Source organism: Lacticaseibacillus zeae subsp. silagei (assembly GCF_030770335.1).
Taxonomy (GTDB): domain Bacteria; phylum Bacillota; class Bacilli; order Lactobacillales; family Lactobacillaceae; genus Lacticaseibacillus; species Lacticaseibacillus zeae.
This window is the reverse complement of sequence record NZ_CP132484.1, coordinates 1,258,576-1,277,574: the sequence shown is the minus strand read 5'-3', so window position 1 is coordinate 1,277,574 and position 18,999 is coordinate 1,258,576. Positions and strand designations below refer to the sequence as shown.

17 protein-coding genes are annotated in these 18,999 nt (G+C 46.1%); 3 read left to right on the top strand and 14 right to left on the bottom strand.

Annotated elements, in window-relative coordinates:
- Nucleotides 1-163 precede the first annotated feature (163 nt).
- From LACZS1_RS06085 to LACZS1_RS06075, 3 genes are all read right to left on the bottom strand, one after another.
- Nucleotides 164-562 (bottom strand): iron-sulfur cluster biosynthesis family protein, encoded by a 399-nt coding sequence (locus LACZS1_RS06085; RefSeq protein ID WP_070650164.1) that lies wholly within the window; start codon nucleotides 560-562, stop codon nucleotides 164-166.
- 130 nt (nucleotides 563-692) lie between these two features.
- A complete protein-coding gene (locus LACZS1_RS06080) occupies nucleotides 693-860 on the bottom strand; it encodes a hypothetical protein (RefSeq protein ID WP_168165289.1) in 168 nt (55 codons plus the stop codon).
- 96 nt (nucleotides 861-956) lie between these two features.
- A complete protein-coding gene (locus tag LACZS1_RS06075; protein WP_070650112.1) occupies nucleotides 957-1,802 on the bottom strand; it encodes a phosphotransferase in 846 nt (281 codons plus the stop codon).
- A 216-nt stretch (nucleotides 1,803-2,018) separates the two neighbouring features.
- Here LACZS1_RS06075 and LACZS1_RS06070 point away from each other — a divergent pair, with 216 nt between their 5' ends.
- Nucleotides 2,019-2,774, top strand: coding sequence for a matrixin family metalloprotease (locus tag LACZS1_RS06070; RefSeq protein WP_070650113.1), 756 nt, complete (start codon nucleotides 2,019-2,021; stop codon nucleotides 2,772-2,774).
- Between the two features lie 105 nt (nucleotides 2,775-2,879).
- On the opposite strand, the gene LACZS1_RS06065 is transcribed toward LACZS1_RS06070, so the two are convergent.
- From LACZS1_RS06065 to LACZS1_RS06050, 4 genes are all read right to left on the bottom strand, one after another.
- Nucleotides 2,880-4,214 (bottom strand): FtsX-like permease family protein, encoded by a 1,335-nt coding sequence (locus LACZS1_RS06065; protein WP_070650114.1) that lies wholly within the window; start codon nucleotides 4,212-4,214, stop codon nucleotides 2,880-2,882.
- Nucleotides 4,211-4,951 (bottom strand): ABC transporter ATP-binding protein, encoded by a 741-nt coding sequence (locus LACZS1_RS06060; RefSeq protein WP_070650115.1) that lies wholly within the window; start codon nucleotides 4,949-4,951, stop codon nucleotides 4,211-4,213. The genes LACZS1_RS06065 and LACZS1_RS06060 overlap by 4 nt, the downstream gene beginning before the upstream one ends.
- Nucleotides 4,952-4,969: 18 nt before the next feature.
- Nucleotides 4,970-5,530 (bottom strand): helix-turn-helix domain-containing protein, encoded by a 561-nt coding sequence (locus LACZS1_RS06055; protein ID WP_070650116.1) that lies wholly within the window; start codon nucleotides 5,528-5,530, stop codon nucleotides 4,970-4,972.
- 504 nt (nucleotides 5,531-6,034) lie between these two features.
- On the bottom strand, nucleotides 6,035-9,328 hold the full coding sequence (locus LACZS1_RS06050) for a LysM peptidoglycan-binding domain-containing protein (RefSeq protein WP_070650117.1): 3,294 nt from the start codon (nucleotides 9,326-9,328) through the stop codon (nucleotides 6,035-6,037).
- Between the two features lie 885 nt (nucleotides 9,329-10,213).
- Between LACZS1_RS06050 and LACZS1_RS06045 the strand changes: the two genes are divergently transcribed.
- Nucleotides 10,214-10,546, top strand: coding sequence for a helix-turn-helix domain-containing protein (locus tag LACZS1_RS06045; RefSeq protein ID WP_070650118.1), 333 nt, complete (start codon nucleotides 10,214-10,216; stop codon nucleotides 10,544-10,546).
- 136 nt (nucleotides 10,547-10,682) lie between these two features.
- Here the strand turns inward: LACZS1_RS06045 and LACZS1_RS06040 are convergent, their stop codons facing one another.
- Genes LACZS1_RS06040 through folP form a run of 5 tightly spaced genes read right to left on the bottom strand, consistent with a single transcriptional unit; the run spans nucleotide 10,683 to nucleotide 14,324 of the window.
- Nucleotides 10,683-12,035 carry a bifunctional folylpolyglutamate synthase/dihydrofolate synthase gene (locus LACZS1_RS06040; RefSeq protein WP_070650119.1) on the bottom strand — a complete coding sequence of 451 codons (1,353 nt, stop codon included), beginning with the start codon at nucleotides 12,033-12,035 and terminating at the stop codon, nucleotides 10,683-10,685.
- A 9-nt stretch (nucleotides 12,036-12,044) separates the two neighbouring features.
- Nucleotides 12,045-12,617, bottom strand: coding sequence for a GTP cyclohydrolase I FolE (gene folE, locus LACZS1_RS06035; protein WP_070650120.1), 573 nt, complete (start codon nucleotides 12,615-12,617; stop codon nucleotides 12,045-12,047).
- A 12-nt stretch (nucleotides 12,618-12,629) separates the two neighbouring features.
- Complete coding sequence (folK, locus tag LACZS1_RS06030) at nucleotides 12,630-13,127, bottom strand: 2-amino-4-hydroxy-6-hydroxymethyldihydropteridine diphosphokinase (protein WP_070650121.1); 498 nt, start codon at nucleotides 13,125-13,127, stop codon at nucleotides 12,630-12,632.
- Nucleotides 13,124-13,489, bottom strand: coding sequence for a dihydroneopterin aldolase (folB, locus tag LACZS1_RS06025; RefSeq protein WP_047105662.1), 366 nt, complete (start codon nucleotides 13,487-13,489; stop codon nucleotides 13,124-13,126). Before folB ends, folK begins: the two co-directional genes overlap by 4 nt.
- Nucleotide 13,490: 1 nt before the next feature.
- A complete protein-coding gene (gene folP, locus LACZS1_RS06020; protein WP_172493466.1) occupies nucleotides 13,491-14,324 on the bottom strand; it encodes a dihydropteroate synthase in 834 nt (277 codons plus the stop codon).
- A gap of 345 nt (nucleotides 14,325-14,669) precedes the next feature.
- Between folP and LACZS1_RS06015 the strand changes: the two genes are divergently transcribed.
- Nucleotides 14,670-15,323 carry a DUF4767 domain-containing protein gene (locus tag LACZS1_RS06015; RefSeq protein WP_070650122.1) on the top strand — a complete coding sequence of 218 codons (654 nt, stop codon included), beginning with the start codon at nucleotides 14,670-14,672 and terminating at the stop codon, nucleotides 15,321-15,323.
- 320 nt (nucleotides 15,324-15,643) lie between these two features.
- Here the strand turns inward: LACZS1_RS06015 and LACZS1_RS06010 are convergent, their stop codons facing one another.
- Together LACZS1_RS06010 and LACZS1_RS06005 are read right to left on the bottom strand one after the other, a co-directional pair.
- Nucleotides 15,644-16,312, bottom strand: a complete 669-nt coding sequence (locus tag LACZS1_RS06010; protein ID WP_070650123.1) for a Fic family protein — start codon at nucleotides 16,310-16,312, stop codon at nucleotides 15,644-15,646.
- 263 nt (nucleotides 16,313-16,575) lie between these two features.
- Nucleotides 16,576-18,963: a CAP domain-containing protein gene (locus LACZS1_RS06005; protein WP_274784914.1), complete on the bottom strand. Its 2,388-nt coding sequence runs from the start codon at nucleotides 18,961-18,963 to the stop codon at nucleotides 16,576-16,578.
- Nucleotides 18,964-18,999 lie beyond the last annotated feature (36 nt).

Genomic DNA, 18,999 nt, shown 5'->3' with positions numbered 1-18,999 from the left:
GTTAGCATAACAGGCGCTTCCTGAAAAATCAATAAATTTTATCTGTGGTTTTTTAATTTTTCGTCGAGTTAACAAAAAAGGCACTAGCACCAAAAATTGTTCCACCGCTAGTACCACTTATTTAAAGAATTCAGTTACCAAACAACTGACAACCTGCTTTGACTCAGCAAGTCGCGTCACTCATCAGGATGCCCTTTTTGAATGCCGCTAACACATCTGACCCCTTGGCAATACGAACGCTGCCGTCTAAATAAGCATGCGCGTCGTCTTTGATACTGATGGCGCCATTCTTAAAGTCCATCGCCAAACCGCTGGCAAAGAAAATCATGTCATAGTCCGAAGTGTACAGTTGCAGACCGGCGTCATTGTCCAACTTCACTTGATAATCCGGATCCGGCTGGTCGAGCACAATCAAGGTAAACTTCGTGCCAATGCTGCAGGCACCGCCTTGTAACGAATACCGCCCGCCGCCGTCATCGGCAATCAACAGCAAAACCTTCTGATCAAAATGCTTCTTCTTCATCAAGTCAACAAACGACTGCGATAACTTAATCGATGCCATCATACCGTCACCTTTCCTGTTATTTACTTTTAGTGTGACACTTATGCGGGACAAAATCAATTGTGCACGGTTAATTATCTTGTATTCTTGTTAAGAACCAACTGCATTAATGAGAACTCCTTTTGCACGTTCAGTCTTCATCTCGATAAAGATCCTCAAATTCTTGCAACGAATGGATTTCTTGAATGGGAACGTGTTGTATAGCATTGATGATCCGCACATTAACAGTTTCTGTATCGGCATCTGTATGACTGTTAACTGCATTTTCAATTCTTTTCTCGTTATCTACCTCGGCCATGTTGCCCATCTCCTTTAACTATGCGATATGAAATGCCTCTTTTCTTAACAATTTTCATTATGCAATACCCCGAGACTGCATGGAACTCTTTTGCAATCATGATGACAAATTGCCAACCAGTTGCACTTGATCCCCAAAATTTTGAACATGTTCCGGCGCTTTCTCCACTGCAACCAACATCCCCTTCACTAGCCACAATTGAACAGTCGCTAAAAAGATACGGTGATCCTCCTTCTCAATCCTCGCCAATTCGCAAAAACGATCCTTGTACATCTTGACTGCATTCACATCTCGCGGCATGAAGCTATCAAAGAGTGCGGCAAAGTCCAGAAACCGAGGGCCGCGACGTGCCTCACCAAAATCGATAATCGCAACTTTTTCGTTGGCCAACGGAAGTAAATTCCAACGACCGAGATCGCCATGCACCCATGTTTCCTGCTGGCGGTCAATTGTTTCGAGTTGCGTGATCATTGGTGTCAGTTGTTCATAAATGCCGGGCCAATTTTGGACTAAGCTAACTCGCTGACTTTCCCAAAGTCGATCCAACGAATGCGAATCGTCAGGCGACCAAGGATATTCAAACCGATCCAGTGCAACTCGAATATTTCGGTAACACGCCAATGTTGCAGCTAGGGCCAGCTTCATTTCAGCTTGCTCCCAATAATTCTGAACGCGATAGACCTGGTGATCCATCGTCACAAACGGTTGCCCGTCTGTGGTTGACAAAAGTGCTGGCGTTACATCGCGATCTTCCGCCTGAATCGCCTGCGTTAAGGCAAACTCAAGGGACGCGCGGGCGACATCGGCAACCGTCTTCACCAAAACCGTTGCCGTATCAGTCTCTACACGCCACGCACGACCGCTTTTCCCATTGGTCATCGGCGTCACTTTTATAATCTGCCCAAGGTCATAGGCATTTACGATCCGATCTAAATCAGGCATGATTCTCCTCCATACATTTCCGCTAATGGCCGTGTCGAAGCTTTTTTCATGACGAATGGGTGATTATCCGGTATGATCATCTCACCACTTGTCAAAGTAAGTTCCTGTTTCGCCATGCCATTCAAACATCAGCCTAAAGCTTCACGACAAGTCTTCCAAATTAGCATAGAATAACACTAGATCCTCGGCAAACTTCTTTTAGAAATGAGGCCATCCATGAAACACCGTAATCGCTTATTCTGGGTGATCGTACTTGTGGCGGGAGTCTTCTTAATTTATAGCACAGAGAGTCCGCTGCCAATTGCGACGCGCCAAACCGTCAAAAGCGGCATCGCCCAAGTCTGGAACACTGCCACACGCACTGTCTCCGGATGGTTGAATGGCAATAATCAAGCTAATCAGGGCAGCCAAGCCTCATCTGGTAGCCTGATAGCCAGCAACACCAGCCAATCAGCCACTTCGACCAGTACCTCAGACGACACCACCCCCGCCTTAAATATCGTTCAAGGCCGTCACCTCAGAAAAACTTATTACTATCACTTTGATGCCAACTTGCCGCAGTCAGAACACAACGTTTTCAACAAAGCTGTCCGCGCCTATAACGCAACCGGCATCGTCAAACTCATCCCTGGCAAAGGTAAAAAGAATGACAACCAAATTACTTTTTCAAGTTATCAAAAAAGCATGAGCGAGCAAGACCTCGGTGCCACCGAACTTGGTGAAGGCGGCCCGACCATCATTGTTGAAACCATGGGTACGCAGGTCACAGTCATCAACCATGCCCGCGCCAGTCTCAACCTCACCTACCCTGCGCAATCCATCAACGAAGCCGTCGCCATGCATGAACTGGGCCACGCGCTCGGCTTAGATCACAGTAAATCTCTCGACTCGGTCATGTATCCGATCACGCGCGGGGTCACGCAACTCTCTAGCGGCGATATTGCTGGGCTGAAAGCAATTTATGGGCAATAAATACGACTTCAAAAAGGCAACGCCACCGGCTGAAATAGCTTGTGGGGCTGCCTTTTTATAAAGCCTGAAAACGACACGGCTTCACTGACCAGTTGAACAATACTTTTAGCGATTCCGAAAAAGCACCGCCCACCGTTGAATTCCAATCCAATCAATGCCAAACAAGATCAATCCCACTGCAGTGGCCATCAAACATGGGAGAAGGAACATAAGGTCAAGATCGATATTCACAGTTAAACCCGCCTTAGCACAGGCAGTAGCTAGTAAACCATACAAGCTAAGATTGCCGACGACGGCAACAACATAGAAGCCTACTGAACAGATGATGCTTTCAGACAAACGTTCCAGCATCAACTGTCCGGTAGTGAATCCAATCTGATGCAGTTGATTTAAATTTACTCCCTGCTGCCGTCCCCTTAACATTGCCACTGACACGATATTTGCAACGACTATGATGACCGGCGCGCCAACATAAACAATAAATGAAAGCAGCGCATTTTGAACATCTACTTGACCTGCTGGTGTAAAACCATACAACGAGCTATACAGGCCGATGCCAAGTGTCTGGACTGCCAAAATGGGCACAAGCATTGTCGCCAGACGCTCCGAATTTGCAATGACCTGATAGCTCGCCGTTCCTATAATTGCTTGACGTTTCAAGGGAAGATATTGCTTCAAGAAGGCAAAGAAGTGCGCCAATAGTTGCCTCCCTGCAGCCAATTGCAAGAAAGCCAGCGCTACAAATGCTAAGAAAAACTGATTGCCAGCTCGCTGCGTCATTTGATCGAATGTCTGTTTTACAGCAGGTTGAAGTATGATCCGTACAGCAGCCGAAAGCAAAACAAGAAATGCCAAGCCGCTCAAAATGAATGAGAGGTGTATGTAACGGTGACGATGGCTAGTGCCAAGCCGTTTTAATGCGCCGTGGGTCTTTGCGAGCCCCGAGACAAAACAAGTTACCGCAACAATGGTACACGTTTCGACTAATCCCATTAGTGAAAAATGAAAGGGTGCATTTGGCAACCATTTTTGACCAAAAAGCTGTTGTAACAACCCATAGAACGGCGTGACTGTCATGATGCCCAGAAAGTACCCGGTGAACCCGCCGATACTGCCGAGAAATGCAAGCTGCGTGGCGACTAACAAGGCAACTTGGCGCGGAGCCGCCCCTAAAATGGCCCAAAGCTCGTAATCCTGTCGCAGAATTCGCAAAACACCGCGAATCACCCCACCAAGTACGAAGAAAAGCGTCATGCTGCCAAAGATCATCGGTATGATAAATAAAGGCTTAGGATCGTCGACAAGGCCGCTCAGAGTGTCTAGACCGACAAAACCGGTCATGCAAAAACCTACCAGCCACCCAGCAACCATAAAGACAAAATTGGCCGTCATCCAAACCCGCCACGAATAACGAAACTGCAACAAACTTGCCTTAATCATGGCGCCACCTTCTCCGATTCACGCATCGCAGCAAACAATGCTTGCTCCGTGGGGTGATTGAAAACCGCATCAATCCGGCCATCATGTAAGATAACAGCTCGATCCGTATGCGTTGCCTGTTCAATATCATGTGTCACCATCACGACACACATGCCACTATCTGCCAGTGCCCGTAATCGAGCAAAAATGACTTGACGTGAAATGGAATCCAAAGCGCCAGTCGGTTCATCAGCAAAGATCACTTTAGCATGCATCATTAAAGCTCTGGCAATGGCTACTTTTTGCTGCTCGCCACCTGATAACGCAGCCGGCAGTTGTGATAAATCCGCTTTAAACTGCAAATCGTTCATTAATTGCTGCACTGCTTCACGTGTGACTTTTTGGTGCGCTAACTGCAGAGGCAACACGATATTGTCATATGCTGGCAAGGCTGGCAACAAATTATACGATTGAAAAATATAGCTAATGGTATTTCTGCGTAAAATAGCCATTTTTCGTTCAGATAATTTGCTTAATAACTGACCGTTTATTTGTACTTCACCATATGTAGGTCGGCTCAGTCCGGACAGGCATCGTAACAGTGTTGTTTTGCCAGAACCAGAAGGCCCCACGATGCTCACAAATTCGCCAGCGGAAGCCTCCAAATCAATGCCATGCAGAATTTCAAACTCTTCGCCTCGACTTCCTTGTCGTTTAACGCTTTTTCTCACATCTATTGCCTTCAAAATAACTGTCATCACTGGCACCTCCTGGCATCAAGCGTGATCGTCATGCGACTTTGGCACCACTTCGTAGACGATCGCGTCAATGTTGTAACGATAATACGCACGCAAAATTCGGCCCAGATATTTGGTGATTTTCCAAAGAATCGGCACCACCAAAATAGCACCGCCGAGCATGACTAAACTGAAAACCATTCGCGTTATAGTAAACGCTTTGATCCCGGCGATAGCCTGCCAGATTACGGCACCTGGAGCCACTAAACACGCGCCAACGCTGCCCCACAAAGTAAGTTGTAAGGACACAAGCAAAACGGCAGGGATCCAGAAAAATAAAACATTAAAGAGCAAACTGCCCAGAAACGCAAAGAAATTGAAGTGGCGTGCCACAATCCGGTCTTCGCCAAAGAAATAAGCAGCATCGACATTAAATAATTTGGCCAAATCCTGCACAGCCTTCACTGGTGGTACATGCTTGTCACTTTCCCAACGTGCGACTGTTTGCTGCGTCACATAAAGTCGTTCAGCCACCTGACTTTGGGTCATTTTCTTTTCTTCGCGTTTTTTGCGAATTCGTTGGCCGATTGACTCGTTCATCGCAACAACTTCCTTTCAATGGGACACCTTTAGTAAGCCATGAGCAGTCACAAATAGCTAACAATTTATTTGATAGGTGCCAAAATGCCGTGATATGAAGGCATTCTCCTCATATAGATTAAACCACTATTTCCCGGGAAAGGTGCTCGAAACTTGTGGACATGGGTTCGTTAGACCATATGGATAGACAGCATTGCCCCTGTATGACAACGCATATGGAAGTTTCTAACACCAAGATCATGATGGACAATATCTTCCTTCAGACATCGAGAAACAATTTTCTCTAAAACTTGCTGCGGCATCGGACACAAAAACACCCCACAATCATTAGGTTCACTTATCTAACAATTGTAGGGCGCTTTAGTTTGGTTGCGACGCGTTTTTAATTTCCCAACCGAAATCCAGACTGACTAAGTCTAAACACCACCGCGGGAATCGAACCCGCGTGCAGAATATTTCCCTGCAGCCCAGCGTGGCTAACCGTGCATTGCTACTAACAATGAATTAACCCCTGTAGACACTATCATCACCCGTCGAAACAGTAGACGAAGCAGCGTAGTAGAAACCATTGTCGGTTACATAGATCCCAATGACGATGTTCTTGTAGTTAGAATTAATGATGTTCTGGTAGTGGCCACCTGTCTGGCCATTATTGTTTTCAGGACGTTCATCAATGATGTACTGCTTGAACATGGCGTTGGCAATCAAGGTGCTCAGTTTATCTGCGTCCCCATCAACGTCTGACTTGTAAATAGAAGAAGTCGAAATATTTTCGGTATTCAGCTGCATGTAGCCTTCACCATCAACATAGCTGACAGCCTGCGTACCTGATGGCGCTGGATTGGTTGGCCGAACATGGGCAAACTTGTACATGACTTCAACTGCCCGCTGTGCCACGGTTTCATATGCTTTTTGATACGGGGTAAGGGTTGTCTGCACGTGACCTGTCCGAGCCTGTTCGCCGTTGACCAAAACGTTGAATTTCTTCGCCACGGCCATCGTTAAATCGTTGTCCGTGTACTGTTGACCTTGCTCGACAGATACCCGCTCATCTTTGACTTGGACTTGATCTTTAATGAGGGTTGTGACGGCATCGTTAACACTCTTGATTTTGCCAATAATAGTTCCGGCAGCCGCATCATTTCTCCAAACATTGGTCGTGGTAATCGTTGTCACTGTATCTCCATTGTTAGGATCAGTGGTTGTAGCCGAGGTTGGCGTTGAGGAAACCTTTGTGTAACCAGTGGTATTGGTTAAAGTACGACCGCCTTCATCTACGTCAACTTCTTTATAAACCGTCTTAGCTTGCGGCTTGTGGTAAACATAAGTTACAGTGACCATCTTCCTGGTCCAATTACCGAGAGTAAGCGTGCTCGTACTTGTTGACGAACCGATGAGACGATAACCGTCAGTTGAGGTTAATACATTTCCCTCGTCGTCTTTATTGACGATGCTATTGGTAATCGTCATTCCGGGGTCTGTGCTCTTTTTCCAAACAATGGTGAAGGTGTATGTGGTCGTCACATTCCCGGATTTTGGATCGGTATCCTCTGAAACCTGAACTGACCGACTAACTTGTTCGTAATTATCAGTATTTGTCAAAACCTTGCCAGTCTCATCAACATTTACCATGACATTACGGATAAAATGCGTTGGTGCTGTTTCATTCTTCTTCCAAACAACCGTTGTCGTAATGGTGGTGGTGACGTCACCCGTTGCTGGATCGGTTGTATCAGACGAGCTCTTAGAACTGGAGACTTGTGTATAGCCCGTTGTATCCGTTAAGACCTTACCATTTTCGTCCACATTCACGGTCTTGTTGACGGTCTGATGAGTCGGGGTCGTATTCGTCTTTCTCCAAACAATCGTAACGGTAACGGTCGTGGTGACGTCACCGGTTTTTGGATCAGTGTCATCAGCAACTTGCTTCGAAATGGAAACTTGTGTATAGCCATCGACATTGGTCAAAGTATGACCTGCCTCATCGACATTTACCGTCTTATTAACGGTCGTGTGGACAATCTTGTGATAAGTATTAGTTGTCGTATAAGTGGTGATCGTATCACCATTGGCAAGCGTTTGGACAGATTTAACCGGTGTCCCTGCCTTCACTAATTTGTAACCATCCAAATTAGTGATTGTTTGGCCACTTTCATCTTGGTTGATCGTGACATTCTTTTCAGTGTCATGTGGCACATGAATGGTTGGCACTGTCTTTTGAACTTCAGCTACTGTCTGCTGGCCTTCTGCCAAAGTGCCATTATGATCGGTGGCATCGACTTTAGCTGTTTGATCTTTCGTCTTCGAGATATTGGCATTTGCCGTATCAACATTGGTTTGCGCCTTTGCTAATTGTTGTTGCCAAGTCGCAATCTTCTCGTTTAAACCAGCAATTGTTTGATTCAGTTGATCCAATTTAGTATTCAAATCAGCTAAATGTTGTTTAACAGTCGCGGCTGCCTGACTATCGGCACTTGTCACTGATGTTGGCAAACTTTGTAAGGTTGTCTGTGCTTGATTAAACTCATTTTGAGCGGCCTTTGCTTCATTGTCGACAGCGGTCAAATTCTGATTAGCCGTCGTCAGATTTTGGTTGGCTTGACTCGCTGCCTGCTGAGCTTGCGTTAATGCACTCTTTGCATCAGCTAACTGGCCTTCATAGACCGTGATCTTTTCTTGAGCAACTGCTAATTTAGCCTTAACATCGACAACTTGGGCTTGTGACGTTGGATCGTTTTTGACCTGACCCGCCAATGTATTCAGCTGTGTTTGGAGACTCGTGATCTGATCGGTTAGGTCCTTGACAGCTGAATTTGCCTGATCAACCTCGTTCTGCTTCGCGGTCACGGCAGCATTAGCCTGATCAAAAGTAGCTTGGGCTTGCTTAGCCGCAGCTTGGGCGTTTTGCAACTTATTTTGGGTTGCATCGACTTTAGCTTTCGCAGTATCAACCGCGGTTTGTGCTGCCGTGCGCTTGGACTGTAGCGACGTTAGTGTCTGATTGTTCTCTTCATTGAGCAGGGCAGTTAATTTAGCTTCTGCTTCGGCCTTGGCTTTTTCTGCAGCCGCCTTTTCAGCCTCGGCTTTTGCTTTGGCTGCCGCTGCTTCTTCTAGTGCTTTTTTGGCTGCAGCGTCATTTGTTGGCGTTTCTCCATTGCCAGTCGAATTAGGCGTTGTTGTTGTGTTCCCTGATTGTCCAGAACTAGCTAAGTTCGTATTTCCAGTCGGGGTTGAGCCGTTCGATCCGCCAACCACGGTGTATTTTGTTTCCGCTTGCTTTGCGCCACTTGCAATCGCCGGTTTTGCTGGATTTAAGTTGAAGGTCTGATTCGTTCCTGCCGCATTTTGCGTGGTGACGGTTGCATTTGCGCCATTACCCTGTAAAGCTAACTTAGCGCCAGCATAAATCAAGTCAACATTTGCAATCCGGTTAATTGCTGCCAACCGCTCAACTGAAGTCGTGTAACCACTATTGTTCATGGCCTCGCTGATGGTTGAAAGGGTATCGCCCCACTGAATATCGTAAACCGTTTTGCCTGAAGCTTTGAGTTGAGCTTCGATTTCACTAACAGGCCGCAACTTCCAAACCCGGCCATTATTTGTTTTCGTTTGTTGCGCGGAAGGCTGTTGCTCACTGGCATGTACGACTTGCCCTTGATTCGATAAGCCAACGCCAGTAACCCCCAATGCAAAAGCTGTCAAACCAACTGCCAACCAACCATGATGTTTGCTGTGAACCAAGGTGACTTTATGTGCGCGATCCCCCACTGCTGCCAAAAACCGTTGCTGTCTTCCCATTTCTTGCTCCTCCATATCTTAATGTTTTTATGAAACATATACGGTCACGTTAACCAGCCCCTGTGACCAAGAACATGATAGCATTTACAAAATAAAATTTATGAAAATTATTTGTAAATTTGTCAAAAATGCTAATGGTGCTTTTTCTACCTAGTGTATCCAGTCATGCTTGTGCAGACTTCTCTTAATTTAGCAATGCAAAATAAAAAGGCTTGAGACAACGAGTCCAAGCCTCTTGATGGTGATTGACGAGGTATCTTTTATACGTAAAAACACATATTCCTGCCAAACATCTTGATGTTAGCCAACACTCGAACGACTTTTCAGTATTCGCAAAAATAGTGGCCAACATAAATGGTTAAAGAGACCGATCCGACCTTAAGCGATCTAACTTGATTATGTCAGCTAAAATGACCTGACGGATGACGTCTATTAACCTCCCCCCTTTTATATAAATTACTTGATGAGCGCCTCATAAACGGTAGGCAACATTCGCCCCAGCGATGTTATTTTCCAGTAAATGAGATTTTATTTATGTTCAGTGACCAAAAGCAACGCGCACATCGTCAACCCCCTGTTGACTAGAAACGTTGCCATTAACCACCACCAAATGGAAGTACCCACTACTATCCCAGCAGCATGTTAACCTGCCCCACGCATGATTAACATGCAAAATACAACTTCAAAGTATGATCTTTTGGTTAAATATTGTATCCATAACCAAGTCAAATGCTTCGTGATGGTTTCTCATCACAATTGTTATTATACGTCTTTATGGTCTAATAAGTCTATTTATTTTTGAAATATGTGCCAACCAGCACTAATCCTTCAATCCGGAGTCAGGTAGCGTTGATGTAATGACCGAGCCAAATAGGGGGTTAAAGGTTGCCACTACAAGAAAGAGTTGCAAAACGGATCCACGAATTAAGACTCAGCAAAGCGATGACCCAAGAACAGTTAGCCGAAAAAGCCAACATGGATGTCTCCATGCTGGCCAGAATTGAACGCGGCAGTCGCGGTGATATTCGAATGGGTACCTTAGACCGGATTATTAACGGCCTGGGTGTCACTTACCAAGAGTTCTTCACGTTTGGCGATGACGAAAATCAGGCAACCCGACTTGCTTCTTCAATTTCCCTAATACAAGATCCGGATATCCTCACCGCTTTGCAGAAAATTGTCGATTCAATTACCAAACCATCAGACAAACATTCATAATCTGAGCTTTAAACATTTAAAAGCATTCATCGATCGCAGTTATCAGACTATTCAAAAAGCGCTAAGTCATCGCAGCAACGACAACCGTCGCTAGCGTCATGACTTAGCGCTTCTTTTTGGAGAAAAGGCGTGCATCTCACTGAGTTGCTTGGGGCCCGCGTGAATCCCACGCCATCTTGACTTGGTTAATAAAGTAAAAAGACCCCACCGCAGCATAAATCATCTGGTCATCTGCATTCGCACGTATATAGTCAACTGCGGCACTTGCGTGGGGTGCCTTGTAAACCAGATGGCCCTGTTGCATTTTGCCATTCTCTTGAAAAATGCGATATAACTCATCAGAAGACATCGCCCGCTCCGGGTTGTCTGGCGTTGAAACTACAAAAGTCGCATGAGGTAAATCAAGCAGCCTGTCAACACACAACGCAACTTGTTTGTCGCGTAAGAAACCAACGAGAACTGTTAACTTTCGGTTGGGGATCACTGTCAGAAGTGTCTTGACCAGCGCATCGATGCCATTTACATTATGCGCACCATCAATGACGAGCGTGGGCTTGCTGGAGAGCTCCTCCATTCTGCCCGGAAACGTCACCGAGTTGATCATCGCTAGAATTGAAGCATCCTTAATTTTACGCGGCTCGCTCGCGTTAAAAGCGCTGCACCATTTGAGTACCGTCGCAAGATCGTCAATCTGATATTTTCCCGCAAGTGAGAACTTCAAGGCACGATGCCAGCGACCATTGAGACGAACATCAATTAAGTTAGACGCTAGATCGCTGGAGAGCAGGTTGATTTCGAAATCTTGATCCACCCACAACTTTGCGTGTTGCTCCTTGGCCCGCGCCGCGATGATGTCATGAGCAACAGATGCCTGCGCAGGATAATCGATCACGCTCATCGAATCCGACTTAATAATTTTGGACTTGGCGGTCGCAATTTCTTCAATTGTGTTGCCGAGAATTTTCATGTGGTCGAGCGCAATTTTGGTGAAGACAGCGAATTTGACATTGCTCGTTGCATTCGTTGCATCAAGCTCACCGCCTAGCCCGCATTCGATAACGGCATAGTCAACGTGTTTCTGCGCAAAAAAGATAATCGCCACCAGATACCACGTCTCAAAAAAAGAAATGTCAGCCTGCGTCAGATTCATTCCAGCCATTTCCTGAATCAAAACGTCGTACGCAGCGAGAAACTCATCCTCAGCAATCATCCGCCGATTGTATTGAATATCCTCACGCTCATCAAGAAGCGACGGACTCGTAAACAGGCCAACCCGATACCCCTCATTTTGCAGTATCTGAGCAATCATGGTTGACGTTGAGCCTTTGCCATTCGTTCCACAGATATGAATGGTCGGAAACGTCTTATCCGGGCTTCCCAACTGCTTCAAAATCCTTCTAAGCAAATCAACCCGGTTCAAGGAATCATCATACAGCATCACCCGGGGAATACGCGCTAAAATCTTACGATAGCTATCATGCTCAGTCATGATGTCACCTCATTGATTTTTGATTTCCTGCAAGAATTCTATTCGGTAGTCCTTATCTTTAAAAGCGCCAGAGTAAAAAGACGTGAGCGTGTGACTATTCGCCTTCTTAATACCGCGCATTTCGGTACACATATGCCGGGCCTTCACGACCACCGCCACGCCTTGGGGAGCGACTAATTTTTGCAGCTCCAAGCCAATTTGACTGGTCAGGTTTTCCTGCACGTTAGGCTTTTTGGCAACATAGTCGACGAGTCTGGGAATTTTGCTAAGTCCAATGATCCGGCCATTCTTCGGCATGTAGCCAACCGAGACACTGCCAAAAAACGGAAGCAAATGGTGTTCACACATCGAATAAAACGGAATATCAGCAACAACAACGAGTTCCCCATCATTCGCCAGGGAACTGTTGAAGACTTTGCTTTCAGTAAAAGCTTTCTGATGCAGAGACGAAAACATTTCTTCATAGGCGCTCGCGACTCGCGCAGGCGTTTCCTGCAGGCCTTCCCTATCAGGGTCATCCCCAATCGCAATTAAAATGTTGCGTACGCTCGTTTCAAGTAACGCCCGATCAAACGGCTTCATGTGAGCACCTCTTTAATTCTCTATTTTTCTAATCTGCTGTGTCCCTTGAATCTTCGTAATGGCATCATGAATGCGAAGGACCATTTCATTGTTCCCATCGAAAACTTCTTCAAGTGGCTTTAGAACAAACAGACGATTAAACATTTCATGATGAGGAATCTCGAGGCGCGAAGTTCGGATCGTCTCCTCATCATAAAGTTCAATGTCTAAATCCAGTGTCCGCGGCCCCCAATGGATCGTGCGCTTGCGTTTGAATCTTTTCTCAATCTGATTTAACGCATTCAGCAGTTCAATCGGTGTATAACTGGTCTTGATTTTGATAACACCATTCACAAAATTTGCTTGCGCTTCATAACCGACTGGGCTGGTATCGTACCACGAAGAGCTGCCGGTCACTTCAATTTGCGGATCCGCGTCAATCACATCCACCGCTGCCTTAACCGTTTGCAGGGAATCGCCGAGGTTACTGCCAATGCCAATAAAAGCCGTATGCTTAAAACCAGCGCTCATATGGTGATGCACACCTCCGCATTATCAACGATGCCGTTAATCGGAAGGGCGATCTTTTTAATCGACAACGTCAACGAACTGAATTTATCCGCAAATCGAGCTTGCAACGCTTCAACGATTCTGACGCCCAACGTCTCCAGCAACTTGTCCTGCGACAAAGAAACCTCATGCGCGATGATTTTATAAACCTCGCCATAGCTGATGGTATTGGCTAACTCGTCAGCTTTTAAAATTGCAAGATCGGTTAACTTCAGCGTGATTTCCGCTGATATCGCTATATCCTGCCCGATAGTCCGTTCTTCCGGATAAACGCCAATGTGCGCATGGAATTTTGCCGAATTAAGCTTGATCACAACTGTCATCCTACGCCCTCCAAATCTGATTCAGCATGGTCAAAAGCTGCTTAGCCTCGGCCACTTCATGCACCCGCACAAAGTCCACGCCTTGAGCCGCCAAGTGCGCCGTGACAGCCTGCGTCCCCGCCAAGCGCCCGGGAGCGATACTTCCGGTTAAATCGCCGATAAACTGTTTTTGGGAATAGCCATAGAGCATTGGAAAATCATCACTTAACGTCTTGGCTTCGTTGATGACTTTCAAATTCCCTGCCAAATCCAGTCCATAGGCATACCCAAGTGCCGGATCAAACAAAACCCGCTCGGCACCAATGCCATATCCTTGCAAAAGTCGTTGTTGCGCATTGAAAAAGTCCTTCAGCTGCTCCAGCGCCTGGTCAGGAACCAACATTCTCGGGAATGAATTGTGGGCAAGCACCAGGCCCATTGAGGTATGGCCAATCATGTCAAGAATGACCTTTTCGGATGCCTCATCCTGAAAAATCAAGTTGATGACATCAACGCCAGCCTTGATCACACCTTCGACCACTTGCGGTTTATAAGTGTCCACAGAAATCGGAACGTCCAGCTTCCCTTTTAACGCCGAAATCACCGGCAAGATACGCCCCAATTCGATTTCCGCGCTAATCGGCTGGCTTCCGGGCTTCGTTGTCTGCCCGCCAATGTCAATCATGTCCGCACCTTGCGCCACCAAAGATAAAGCATGTTCGACCGCCGATTCAGCGTTTTCATACTTCCCGCCATCATAAAAAGAATCCGGCGTGACATTAACAATTCCCATAACCTTCGTCGTGCCATCGAGCGGCAATTTGAAGTTATTTGCAATAAAATAATCTGGTTTCATCTTAATCTCCTTTGAGACCCATATGGATTGATCAGGACGTGTGCCATAATTCTGGAACAAAATTGCGATGCTGATGCGTGGTAACAGGACTTGTAAAGAATTTGTTGCCAATTGGGGTGAATTGAACAGCATCCCTGTCTTCATCTAAAAGTGACGGGAAGCGAACTATCAGCCTAAACAACAAATATCAGCCAGTTTTATAATCAATTGTCCACAATGGAAACAAGAATTAATGTACCATGCAAAGGAAGTTACCGCAATTTTTTGATCAATTTTTTAATCATAAATGGCGGAGCCCCGATCCTGTATAATGATCTATAAAGGTAGTAATTTTGGAGGGATATCATGAAAAAATCAATAATTGGCGTCGCCACGGTGCTTTTCGCATTGGGCTTGTCAGGCTGCGGTAATCAGCAAAAGACAAGCCAAAAGACAAGCACACCAAGCAAGTCACAGGTCTTCAGCAGCAAGGCTTCTTCTTCATCGGCATCGAAGCAGCCATCTGCATCAAGCCAAGAAGCCGCAAATTCCAGTCAGCGCGTCAGCTCAAGCAGCGAACAAGCCGTGTGGTCAAGCGCCAAGGGTCAGCAACTTGCCGCATTCATGAGCGAGTGGCAAAAGACGATGGGCCAGCAATACGAAAGTTACTGGCAGGGAAATAGTGCTGATATGTACGGGCTGAAAATTCCTGACGAATTATCCCAACCAGATGGCACAAACGGCAAAATGGCGATGGCAGTCGGCGACAAAGCCGTCACCTGGGCACTAAGCGCAAACGGCCAAAGTAATGCCGAGTATACCATCGTTGCCATCTATTCAAATTCAATGCGCGCACGTTTTGGAGGTAATTACGTCTACCTATTCACACTACACAATGGCCAGCCTGAGGTACTTGTTACCGGACAGAATCAAGGAAACGAGAATAATTGGATATATTTTGGTGAAACGCGGAATGAGGCGTTGCGGGAGGGGTTTGCTAAGATTGTTAAGGGTGATTAAAGCCGTATATATTCTGTTTTTGACCATTTATCCGTAGATAGCTCGGGGAACTTGTTGCCCACTTTTCTGAATTGGTACTACTTTTTTTTAAATCAAACAAATATTTGTAAAAACGTTTTAAGAGAACGCCAAAAGGATCCGCAACGATCCTCTTTTTATGTCACTTCATTTCCCTGGTCGGCCGCTTCTTGAACTGGCTGTATGGTGAAAAATAGCGTGCGTTGATAACTTAGGCGGACGTTTAAAGAAAAGCCCTCTCCTGATTGTTGGGAGAGGGCTTTTTGGTACCGCAGTCTTAATACCAAGGCAAGTCGGAGATTCTAAAGGTTGACACCTTGGATGCCATTCGTATAAGTCCAGGCCAATATTTCGGCCATGTCCCCGCTGCGATAATATTGGCTGATGAGATTATTCCAGTCCGGCCACTTATCAAGCGGTACGTTGATTAGTCCTACGCCATGGTCAATCATCAACTTATTAGCCGTTAGCATAGCGGTGCGCTTGTTTCCATCCCAGAAAAGTTGCCCACGCATGTTGTGATAAAGCAGTCTTAACGCCCGCTCAGTGTCACTCATGGCGGCATCATTGAGCAAGTCCGCCAACCACTTTTCTTCAGCGACAACGTCAACATCCGGTGGCACAAAGTCTTCTTTGCTACTGATTTGGATCGTGCTATTACCCGTGCGAAAATGACCGGGATCCAGTGAGTCATGTAACGCGACGATTTTGTTGATATGGCGTTCCATCTCAAACGTGAGGGGGTGATCGTCCGTGGTGATATATTGCCAACCCCGTTTGAGTTGCACAATCACGTTGATGTCATCAATTGGCACACCGTTGACGCCCAGTCCATCCATGATTGTCTGCGTTTGAGGCAGCGTTGTGTTGACGCCTTCAAACCGAGCGTCGGTGTGCACAAGCTTAACAAAGTTGGCTCTGGCAAAACGTCTATTTTGGTCTGGCGTGATTTGAAATTTGTCCCGGAACATTGGTGCACCTCCCCAAAAATTTTCTTCAACCTAGTTAAATTATACCGCACATCTCCGTCAGTCGATGATTGCGGCATTCTCTCAGCCTTTCTTGACTGATATGATGCCTGCCTTTATTGAATTTTTCAGCGGCCTCTCTAAGAACTTACGCTCCACTTTCTTAAATTCGTATTCCTTTTTCTTAAATCAAATAAATACTTGTAAAAACCGTCTTAAAGAACGAAAAAGAGGATCCGCTGCGATCCTCTTTTTGTGTCACTTCATTAAGCTTTCTTGGATTTAAACAAAAGCGCCATCATTGAGAACAAGGTAACGATTAACCCAACAATCATGCTTACCAATGAGTTATCATCACCAGTTTGTGGATATGACTTCTCGGCCGTGACAGATGTTGCCGGTTTCGCCGCGAGCGGTTTAAGATGTTGCCCCTCATCAGTCTTCGTTTTGACATCAAGTGGTTGCGGCTTTGTTGTTCCTTGGTCAGCTTCTTTATCTGTCTTGTTTTGCTGACCTTTGGCTTTCTCCTCAGCTTCCTTGCGCCGTTGCTCCTCTTGTTTCTTCTTTTCTTCTTGTTTCCGCTGTTCCTCTCGTTCCTTCTGCTGTTCCGCTTTTTCCTGAGCTTCCTTTTCAGCCTGAATCATGTCATCAGACTTGTTGGCTTTGACTTGTTCCAGATTGGCTTCTGCATCATGAACAGCCAACAGAGCTGTTGCGAATTCTGCTTGGGCTCTGCTGAGATTTGTCTTGAGAGCAGGTAATCCCGCTTCCAAGGGGGCAAGCTTGTTTTGCGCGGCAACTAGAGCTTGCTGCTTGTCAGCACTATCCAACTGGGCTGCACGCAGTTCGTCTTTAGCAGTAGCCAGTTCCTTTGCCAATGCCGCTTTCATACTGCTGAGTGATTGAACGATCTTAGCGGCCTCGTCAGCACGTGTTTTAGCAGCGTCAGTATCTTGCTGTGCTTTCAGCAGATCAGCCTTCGCACTATCTAACTGTGCATGGGCTTTTGTTACTGCTCCTGTGCTACTTGCCAAGGATGCTTGCGCGTTAGTAAGGTCCTGACGGCTAGCTTCCAACTGAGCATCAGCCTTAGTCTTTGCAGCCGTTGCATCGTTCAATGCTTGGTTAAGCTTAGCATCTGCATCATGCAAGGCATTCAAAGCCGCCTGTTCAGTTTGGACGTTATTTTCCAATACTTTGCCAGCTTTAACCAGAGTATCTAACTGAGCATTCATTTGGCTAATTTGAACGCCAAGCGCAGCAGCTTTAGCATGGTCTGCCGGTTTCTCAACAGTATAGTCAAAGATGAAGTTTGGCAGGGCTTGGGTGTCTGAATCTCCCTTGGTATAGAACAAATTGTTAAATAACTTATTCTGCTCTGATGTCATGCCAACTCCATTAACTTCAAAAGTGGCTGCATATGCTTTTGGATTATAGGCAATTCCGAAACTACCAGCAGTATATAGCAGATTTGCGCGATGACCATAATGTAGAGCCGAACCTTTAGGATACAGATTATCGGTTTCGTCGTACCAGGCAGTCACCAAATAATAGGCAAACTCTTTATCGGAAAGAACATTTCCTACCTGAGCGACATTCTCGTTGTATGGCGAGTCGAAATGTTGAACTCTGCCTGGAGTTTGCATATCCGCATACTTTTGAGCCACTGCAGTTAGTGAGTCTGACAGTTGAAGCGGTGGTTGCCCATTCAAGGCGCGCAGCTGGTTAAGATACTGCGTGAAATAAGTGCGTACATTATCCATGTTTGGCACATACTTCTGATTTTCTGGCATTGGCTGAACGATATGTTGCTCGCCCGTGAACTTAGAATCCAACAAGAAGTTAGAATAATCCTGTGAAAAATCGACAACTGCTTGCGGTGCTTCCGCCGCAGTTTTTTCTTTTTCTGCGTCGGCAATCTTTTGATTAAGTTCGGCTTGATCAGCGGTATTTTGCGCTAGGTTGTCTTTTGCAGCTGCCACAGCTTTAGCCTGGGCATCCTCGGTCACCTGATGATTATTAACAGCTTGTTGTGCTTTATCTGCCGCATCATTTGCTGCATTTGCAGCTTGCTCGTCATTGTTCACCCTATTATTAGCCGCATCAACAGCTGACTGTGCCGTTTGCTGCTGTTTGTCTGCGTCATTTGCCTGATCTTGTGCCGCGTTGAACTGACTTTGTTGTCCTTTTACTTTCTGCGCGCTGGTAGTCAATTCGTCTTTTGCTTTATCAGCTTGTTCCTGAGCGTCTTCTTGTGTTGCTGGTAACGCGTCACTCTTTTTCTGGGTTTCATCAATCTTAGCTTGAGCGTCTTTGGTAGCTTGGTCAGCTGCATCTGTTGCCTGCTTAGCTGCCTCAGTATCCTTTTGGGCCTGCTCAATTTCAGACTGTTTGGTTGCAAGATCGTTTTTCGCCTTGTCAACCTGCTCTTGTTTGGCCTTTGCATCTTGATTGGCCTGTTTCAGCTGATCCTGCGCTAGCGCAACGTTCTTATTATATTCTTGCTCGTTCTTTGGTGGCGTATTGTTGTCACCAGTTTTTTGAACCGATACTGTTAGCGGCTGAGCAGTTGTCTTTGTCTGTGTGCCTGAATCCTGTGTACTTGCCTTCACTACCTGCTGGTTACCCAACTGAGTTGAAAATAATGTAGCCATTGCCACACCTGTGTACAATGCGCCCTTCACGAGATT

What these genes read in the sequence shown, in the direction of transcription:
- LACZS1_RS06075 (WP_070650112.1), bottom strand. Translation starts at nt 1,802, where the DNA reads ATGCCTGATTTAGATCGGATCGTAAATGCCTATGACCTTGGGCAGATT.
- LACZS1_RS06085 (WP_070650164.1), bottom strand. Translation starts at nt 562, where the DNA reads ATGGCATCGATTAAGTTATCGCAGTCGTTTGTTGACTTGATGAAGAAG.
- folK (WP_070650121.1), bottom strand. Translation starts at nt 13,127, where the DNA reads ATGAGCGCTGGTTTTAAGCATACGGCTTTTATTGGCATTGGCAGTAAC.
- LACZS1_RS06015 (WP_070650122.1), top strand. Translation starts at nt 14,670, where the DNA reads ATGAAAAAATCAATAATTGGCGTCGCCACGGTGCTTTTCGCATTGGGC.
- LACZS1_RS06080 (WP_168165289.1), bottom strand. Translation starts at nt 860, where the DNA reads ATGGCCGAGGTAGATAACGAGAAAAGAATTGAAAATGCAGTTAACAGT.
- folE (WP_070650120.1), bottom strand. Translation starts at nt 12,617, where the DNA reads ATGAAGCCGTTTGATCGGGCGTTACTTGAAACGAGCGTACGCAACATT.
- LACZS1_RS06050 (WP_070650117.1), bottom strand. Translation starts at nt 9,328, where the DNA reads ATGGGAAGACAGCAACGGTTTTTGGCAGCAGTGGGGGATCGCGCACAT.
- LACZS1_RS06005 (WP_274784914.1), bottom strand. Translation starts at nt 18,963, where the DNA reads ATGGCTACATTATTTTCAACTCAGTTGGGTAACCAGCAGGTAGTGAAG.
- LACZS1_RS06040 (WP_070650119.1), bottom strand. Translation starts at nt 12,035, where the DNA reads ATGACTGAGCATGATAGCTATCGTAAGATTTTAGCGCGTATTCCCCGG.
- LACZS1_RS06055 (WP_070650116.1), bottom strand. Translation starts at nt 5,530, where the DNA reads ATGAACGAGTCAATCGGCCAACGAATTCGCAAAAAACGCGAAGAAAAG.
- LACZS1_RS06070 (WP_070650113.1), top strand. Translation starts at nt 2,019, where the DNA reads ATGAAACACCGTAATCGCTTATTCTGGGTGATCGTACTTGTGGCGGGA.
- LACZS1_RS06065 (WP_070650114.1), bottom strand. Translation starts at nt 4,214, where the DNA reads ATGATTAAGGCAAGTTTGTTGCAGTTTCGTTATTCGTGGCGGGTTTGG.
- LACZS1_RS06060 (WP_070650115.1), bottom strand. Translation starts at nt 4,951, where the DNA reads ATGACAGTTATTTTGAAGGCAATAGATGTGAGAAAAAGCGTTAAACGA.
- folB (WP_047105662.1), bottom strand. Translation starts at nt 13,489, where the DNA reads ATGACAGTTGTGATCAAGCTTAATTCGGCAAAATTCCATGCGCACATT.
- LACZS1_RS06010 (WP_070650123.1), bottom strand. Translation starts at nt 16,312, where the DNA reads ATGTTCCGGGACAAATTTCAAATCACGCCAGACCAAAATAGACGTTTT.
- folP (WP_172493466.1), bottom strand. Translation starts at nt 14,324, where the DNA reads ATGAAACCAGATTATTTTATTGCAAATAACTTCAAATTGCCGCTCGAT.